5 protein-coding genes are annotated in these 5,658 nt (G+C 57.0%); 2 read left to right on the plus strand and 3 right to left on the minus strand.

Annotated elements, in window-relative coordinates:
* Positions 1–148 precede the first annotated feature (148 nt).
* Entirely contained in the window at positions 149–1,447 is a 1,299-nt protein-coding gene (locus tag ATHL_RS02245) for an adenylosuccinate synthase (protein WP_062189344.1), read from the minus strand.
* Positions 1,448–1,662: 215 nt separating this feature from the next.
* On the opposite strand from ATHL_RS02245, the gene ATHL_RS02250 reads away from it, so the two are divergent.
* Together ATHL_RS02250 and ATHL_RS02255 are read left to right on the plus strand one after the other, a co-directional pair.
* Positions 1,663–2,565, plus strand: coding sequence for a glycosyl hydrolase 2 galactose-binding domain-containing protein (locus tag ATHL_RS02250; protein ID WP_062189345.1), 903 nt, complete (start codon positions 1,663–1,665; stop codon positions 2,563–2,565).
* A 31-nt stretch (positions 2,566–2,596) separates the two neighbouring features.
* Positions 2,597–4,510: a beta-mannosidase gene (locus ATHL_RS02255; protein ID WP_236822313.1), complete on the plus strand. Its 1,914-nt coding sequence runs from the start codon at positions 2,597–2,599 to the stop codon at positions 4,508–4,510.
* Positions 4,511–4,565: 55 nt separating this feature from the next.
* Here ATHL_RS02255 and ATHL_RS02260 read toward each other — a convergent pair whose 3' ends face one another.
* Together ATHL_RS02260 and ATHL_RS02265 are read right to left on the minus strand one after the other, a co-directional pair.
* On the minus strand, positions 4,566–5,444 hold the full coding sequence (locus ATHL_RS02260; RefSeq protein ID WP_062189347.1) for a hypothetical protein: 879 nt from the start codon (positions 5,442–5,444) through the stop codon (positions 4,566–4,568).
* Positions 5,445–5,447: 3 nt separating this feature from the next.
* Positions 5,448–5,658, minus strand: a 211-nt coding sequence (locus ATHL_RS02265; protein ID WP_162787548.1) for a hypothetical protein, incomplete at its 5' end; no start/stop codon positions are given.

The following is a 5,658-nucleotide window of genomic DNA, read 5'->3' on the forward strand; positions in this document are numbered from 1 at the left end:
AGGGTGGGGGTTTCGGTGGGTGGAAACCAAACCGGCGATGGCGTTGGACTAAGCGTTGGGAGTGTCGTTGAGGTGGGCAGAAGAAACGGAGTGGTGGCTGGCCCACTGCAGGCAGCCAGCAGTCCAGCCACCAGAAGTAACCCCATCCTCAGGCGCATTGTGCATCCACCACCTGTTCACGTTCAGGGCCGACGGAGACCTGGCAGACAGGCACCCCGCTGATCTGAGAAATGCGGGTCAGGTAGTTTTGGGCTTCTTCGGGGAGGTCATTCCAGGTGCGTGCCCCTGAAATATCACCGCCCCAGCCCGGCATTTCTTCATAAACCGGCTCAAAGGGTGAGAGGTCAGCCGGGCCGAGAGGAAGGTCGGTATATTCCTGTCCGTTGATGCGGTAGGCAGTGCAGATGCGGATTTCCGGGAGGCCGCTTAAGACATCGAGTTTGGTGACTACCAGCTCCGTCAACCCGTTAATGCGTACAGCATAGCGCAGGAGAACACCATCCAGCCAGCCAACGCGACGGGGGCGCCCGGTGGTGGTGCCAAATTCATCCCAGGGATTGGCGCCGGTTCCACGCAAACGCGTTGCGGTTTCTCCGAAAACTTCGGTCGGGAAGGGGCCGGCCCCGACGCGCGTCTGGAAAGCTTTGGTCACCCCGATTACCCGGTTAACGTACCCAAAACCAACCCCCAGGCCCGGCAGGACACCGGGGGCGGTGGGTGAAGAACTGGTAACGAAGGGGTATGTTCCATGATCAAGGTCAAGTAAGGTGCCCTGAGCCCCTTCTGCCAGTACCAGCTGCCCCCGCTGGAGAGCTTCCCATAACAGGGCAGAAGTGTCGGTGATGTATTCACGCAATACTGATGCGGCGCGGGTATATTCATCGGCAATCTGAAGAGGGTCGAGGGCTTCAGCATGGTAGATCGCGGTGAGGAACTGGTTGGCCTCTTCGACGTGCTCGATCATCCGCCGGTGAAAGGCGGTTTCATCGAGCATTTCTTCCATGCGAATACCCCGCCGGGCAGCTTTATCGGTATATGCCGGACCGATCCCGCGGCCTGTAGTGCCGATCTGCTCACGGCCACGCGCGGCTTCTTGCGCACGATCCAGCGCGCGATGAGCCGGGGTGATGAGGTGAGCGGCATGAGAAATCCGCAGACGCTGAGGGTTGATCTCCACCTGATTGTTCCGGAGCATGTCTATTTCAGTGAGGAGGGTGGGTGGATAGATCACCACCCCGTTGCCGAGCACGCCTGTGGTGCGCGGATGAATGATTCCGGAGGGAATCAAATGGAGTTTAAAAGTTTGTTTGCCCACAGTGACGGTGTGACCGGCGTTGTCGCCGCCATTGTAACGTGCCACAATATCTGCACGGGAGGAGAGCAGGTCTACTACCCGGCCTTTGCCTTCGTCACCCCACTGGGTGCCTACAACGATATCGAGAGGCATGGAATGTACTCCTTTAGAGAATTGCATCCGCATTATACCGGAAGGTGCTGCGAAACTGCATCCATTTAACCTTCCAGAAAGCGATCCAAGGTTTTGAAGGTAAAGAGTTTTTCCTGAGGAGAATCTTCAGCGCTTACCGGCTTCTTCCTTCTGGCTTTGCGGAAGTATTGTACAATACATGATGTTAACCCCTGGTGAAAGGAAGAAGTTCATTCATGAAATCACAATCGTTAAGTTCAGCATCTCAGGTTGTCTGGACTTTCAGGCAAGCAGGCACAGATGAATGGATGCCGGCGACTGTTCCCGGTGGCGTGCATACGGATCTGCTGGCGCTGGGTCGCATCCCCGATCCTTTCGTGGCGGATAATGAGCTCAAGGTACAGTGGGTGGCTGAGGCCGACTGGGAGTATCGGGGGGTGTTCGAGGCTTCTCCGGGTGGGCGTATGTTCCTGGTGGCCGATGGCCTGGATACTCTCGCCGAGGTCTATCTGAATGGGCAACGTCTGGGTGAGACGGAGAATATGTTCCGAACCTACCGTTGGCCGGTGGATGGCATCCTTCGCAGCGGTCAAAATGAATTGCGGATTCTCTTCCGCTCGGCGGTTAAGTATTGCCTGAAGCGCAACGCCGAAAAACCGCTCACCCCCAAGACGGGGATGTCGCTGGAGGGCAGTGTATTTGTACGCAAGGCTCCCTGCCATTTTGGCTGGGACTGGGGGCCAAAACTCCCGCCCATAGGTATCTGGCGTGACCTGCGCCTGGAACAGTATGCTTCGGCCCGGTTGGAAGATGTCCATCTGAGGCAACAGCATCGTAACGGCACGGTAACGCTCTCTGCCGCAGTGCGGGCAGAGCGCTGGGATAACGTGCCCCTTGTGGCTCATCTCAAAGTCACCACCCCCAATGGCCGGAGAACCTACGAAACTCACCTTCCGCTGGAAGGTAATCAGGGTCAACTGGCGGTCAGGATTAGAAATCCTCAGCTCTGGTGGCCAAATGGCTATGGCGAACAGCCACTGTATGATGTGGAAGTTTCTCTGGAGGCCGAAGGGACGGTTCAGGATCGTAAGCAGGTGAAGATGGGGGCCAAAACTCCCGCCCATAGGTATCTGGCGTGACCTGCGCCTGGAACAGTATGCTTCGGCCCGGTTGGAAGATGTCCATCTGAGGCAACAGCATCGTAACGGCACGGTAACGCTCTCTGCCGCAGTGCGGGCAGAGCGCTGGGATAACGTGCCCCTTGTGGCTCATCTCAAAGTCACCACCCCCAATGGCCGGAGAACCTACGAAACTCACCTTCCGCTGGAAGGTAATCAGGGTCAACTGGCGGTCAGGATTAGAAATCCTCAGCTCTGGTGGCCAAATGGCTATGGCGAACAGCCACTGTATGATGTGGAAGTTTCTCTGGAGGCCGAAGGGACGGTTCAGGATCGTAAGCAGGTGAAGATGGGGCTGCGTACGGTGGATCTGGTGCGTGAGCCTGATGCCTGGGGAGAGTCTTTTACTTTTGTGGTCAATGGTGTGCCGGTCTTTATGAAAGGATCGGACTGGATTCCCGCGGATTCTTTCCCCACGCGCATGAGTGAAGCTCAGTATGAACACCTCATCCGATCGGCGGCGGAGTCGCACCAGAACATGCTGCGCATCTGGGGCGGGGGTTTCTACGAGGATGAACGTTTTTATGATCTGTGTGATCGTTATGGCATGCTCTTATGGCATGATTTCATGTTTGCCTGCTATATTTACCCGCATGATGAACCTGAGTTTATTGAAAACCTGCGCCACGAAGTGAATGACAATGTACGTCGCCTGCGCCATCGGGCGTGCATTGCCCTCTGGTGTGGCAACAACGAAATGGAGCAGGGGTGGGCTGACTGGGGCTGGACGAACCCCAACGATCCTCTACGTGTTCTCGAACGAGAGGCCTACGAGAAGTTTTTCTATCATACGCTGCCCGAGTGGGTACATGAGCTCGATCCTGACCGGCCTTACTGGCCAAGCTCGGCCTCTTCCAACGTTCCCTTCCAGGCTCCGAACAGCCCGGAACGCGGTGATATGCATTACTGGGATGTATGGCACGGGCGCAAACCCTTCACGGCTTACCGCCAGCAGTTTCCCCGCTTCATGAGTGAATTTGGTTTTCAATCGCTCCCGCCCATGGAGACGATTGCGACTTATGCCGATCCAGAAGACTGGAATATGACTTCTTATATTATGGAGCATCATCAACGAAGCGGGAATGGCAATGGTCTGATGGTGGCTCAAATGACGGATAGTTTTCGCCTGCCCAAAGACTTTCCGTCGTTGAGCTACTTGAGCATGGTTTTACAGGCCGAGGGGATTCGCTACGGGGTGGAGCACTGGCGCCGGAATAAGCACCGGGTGAGCGGCACCCTTTACTGGCAATTGAACGATTGCTGGCCGGTGGCAAGCTGGTCAAGCATTGACTACTATGGCCGCTGGAAGGCTCTCCATTATGCCGCTAAAAGGTTTTATGCTCCCATACTGCTTTCCATTGAGGATCAGGGCGCGTTAATGGAAGTCCACGTGACCAGCGACCTTACCGAAGCCTGGCAGGGGCAGGTACGCTGGGCTTTGCAGACCCTCGACGGAGAGACTTTGCGTTCAGGTGAGGTGGCGGTGAGCCTGGCGGCGCTCCAATCAGCAAAGGTGTGCTCTCTGGATTTCCAGACGGAGATCGAAGCCACGCTCGATCGCAAGCGCGAGGTCATTTTTATGGCCGATCTTTATCAAGGAGAGAAACACCTGGCTACCAGTGTGGCGACTTTTGTGCCCAACAAGCATCTGAAGCTGGTGGAACCCGGATTGAATGTGCAGGTGAGCCGCAGTGGAAAACAGGCCGTTTTCGAGGTCACCGCTCACTCTCTGGCGCGCTTTGTAGAACTTAAACTGGCCGGAGCGGATGCCATCTTCAGCGACAACTACTTCGATGTTCTCCCCGGACGAAAGGTGCAGGTGACCTGTGTCCTACCGCAGGGGTGGACGCTGGCACAGGTGAAGAAAGCCCTGCGCGTTCAGTCTCTGTATCATTCCTTCGCGTAACAGGGTTGTGAAAGAGGTAAAGGGCGGGCCAGACGGCCCGCCTTTCAGTTTTTATTTATGGTTCGCGCAACAGGCCAAAATAAATCGATCCGGTGGTAGAACTGACTCCGGGAGACCAGCCTTCACCCTCGACGAGCCAGCCGCAGATTTCAAAGGCAAGCAGGGCCTCCCTTGAGTCCAACGCGGGTTGGAGCGCGGGATTGTAGCGAGTCACCAGTTCCAGGGCTTCATCGACCGGGCGAGAAAAATAGGATTCGACTTCGCCGGGGGGAATGCGGGCCACGCCAAGAAGAATCAAGTTTTTTGAGAGGTTTTCACCTAAAGAGAGTGAAACCGGTACGTTTTGCAACCGATCGAGGTTGGCCTGGATGCGCGAAAGGCTGTATCCGGCAGAATCGAGACCGGTTCCTTCCACTGCGCGGCGAAAGGCTTCTCCCTGCCCGCCAATCCCCGAATGAATGGTGAGCAGACTTAAGGTGCCGTTGCGGTGCAGGCTCAAACAGGCGCGCTGGTTTCCAAAAGGGCATTCTGCACCGGGTAGAAAGGCGATGCGAACAGGTTGGTCATCGTTCAGGGATGGAACGGGCCCGATGCGCAGGACGATTTTTTGCGGGTGTTCCACCAGCGATGGAGGGAGGATGGGTTGGGGAGGTAACGGAGACGGGGTGAAGGTGGGGGTAGCGGTGGGCAGGCGGGTGGCCGTGGGAGGAAGGGGCCGAAAGGGCGTGGAGGTGAGTCCGTCTGGGGCAGGAACCTGGACGGGTGGCGCAGGCTGGACGTCGATGGCAGCGGCAAGCACCGAAGCATAACGCAGCAGCCCGGAGAGGCCGATGACCAGCAGTACCCCCCCGGCTATCGAGAGCAGGCGGGCGTTTTGTTGCTGACGCCTGGCTCGGAGGTTGAAACGGGGGCCGGTGAGGGGTGCAGAAGGCATGGATTACTTCCGTGAACGGTAAGCCGCACGCTGGCTGCGAATGGCCAAGGCCAGTAAAGTGATCCCCGCCAGGACAAAAAAAGTGGAAAAGAGTAAACCCGAATTACCCGCTCCACCGGGAGAGGGCCGGGCGAACACGGTTGGCTGAAGGACAATCGGGGTACTGGATGCTTGTGGAGTATTGGGAACGGGCGGCGGGGGGGCGGCTGTGGTG

The organism is Anaerolinea thermolimosa (assembly GCF_001050195.2).
Classification (GTDB): Bacteria; Chloroflexota; Anaerolineae; order Anaerolineales; family Anaerolineaceae; genus Anaerolinea; species Anaerolinea thermolimosa.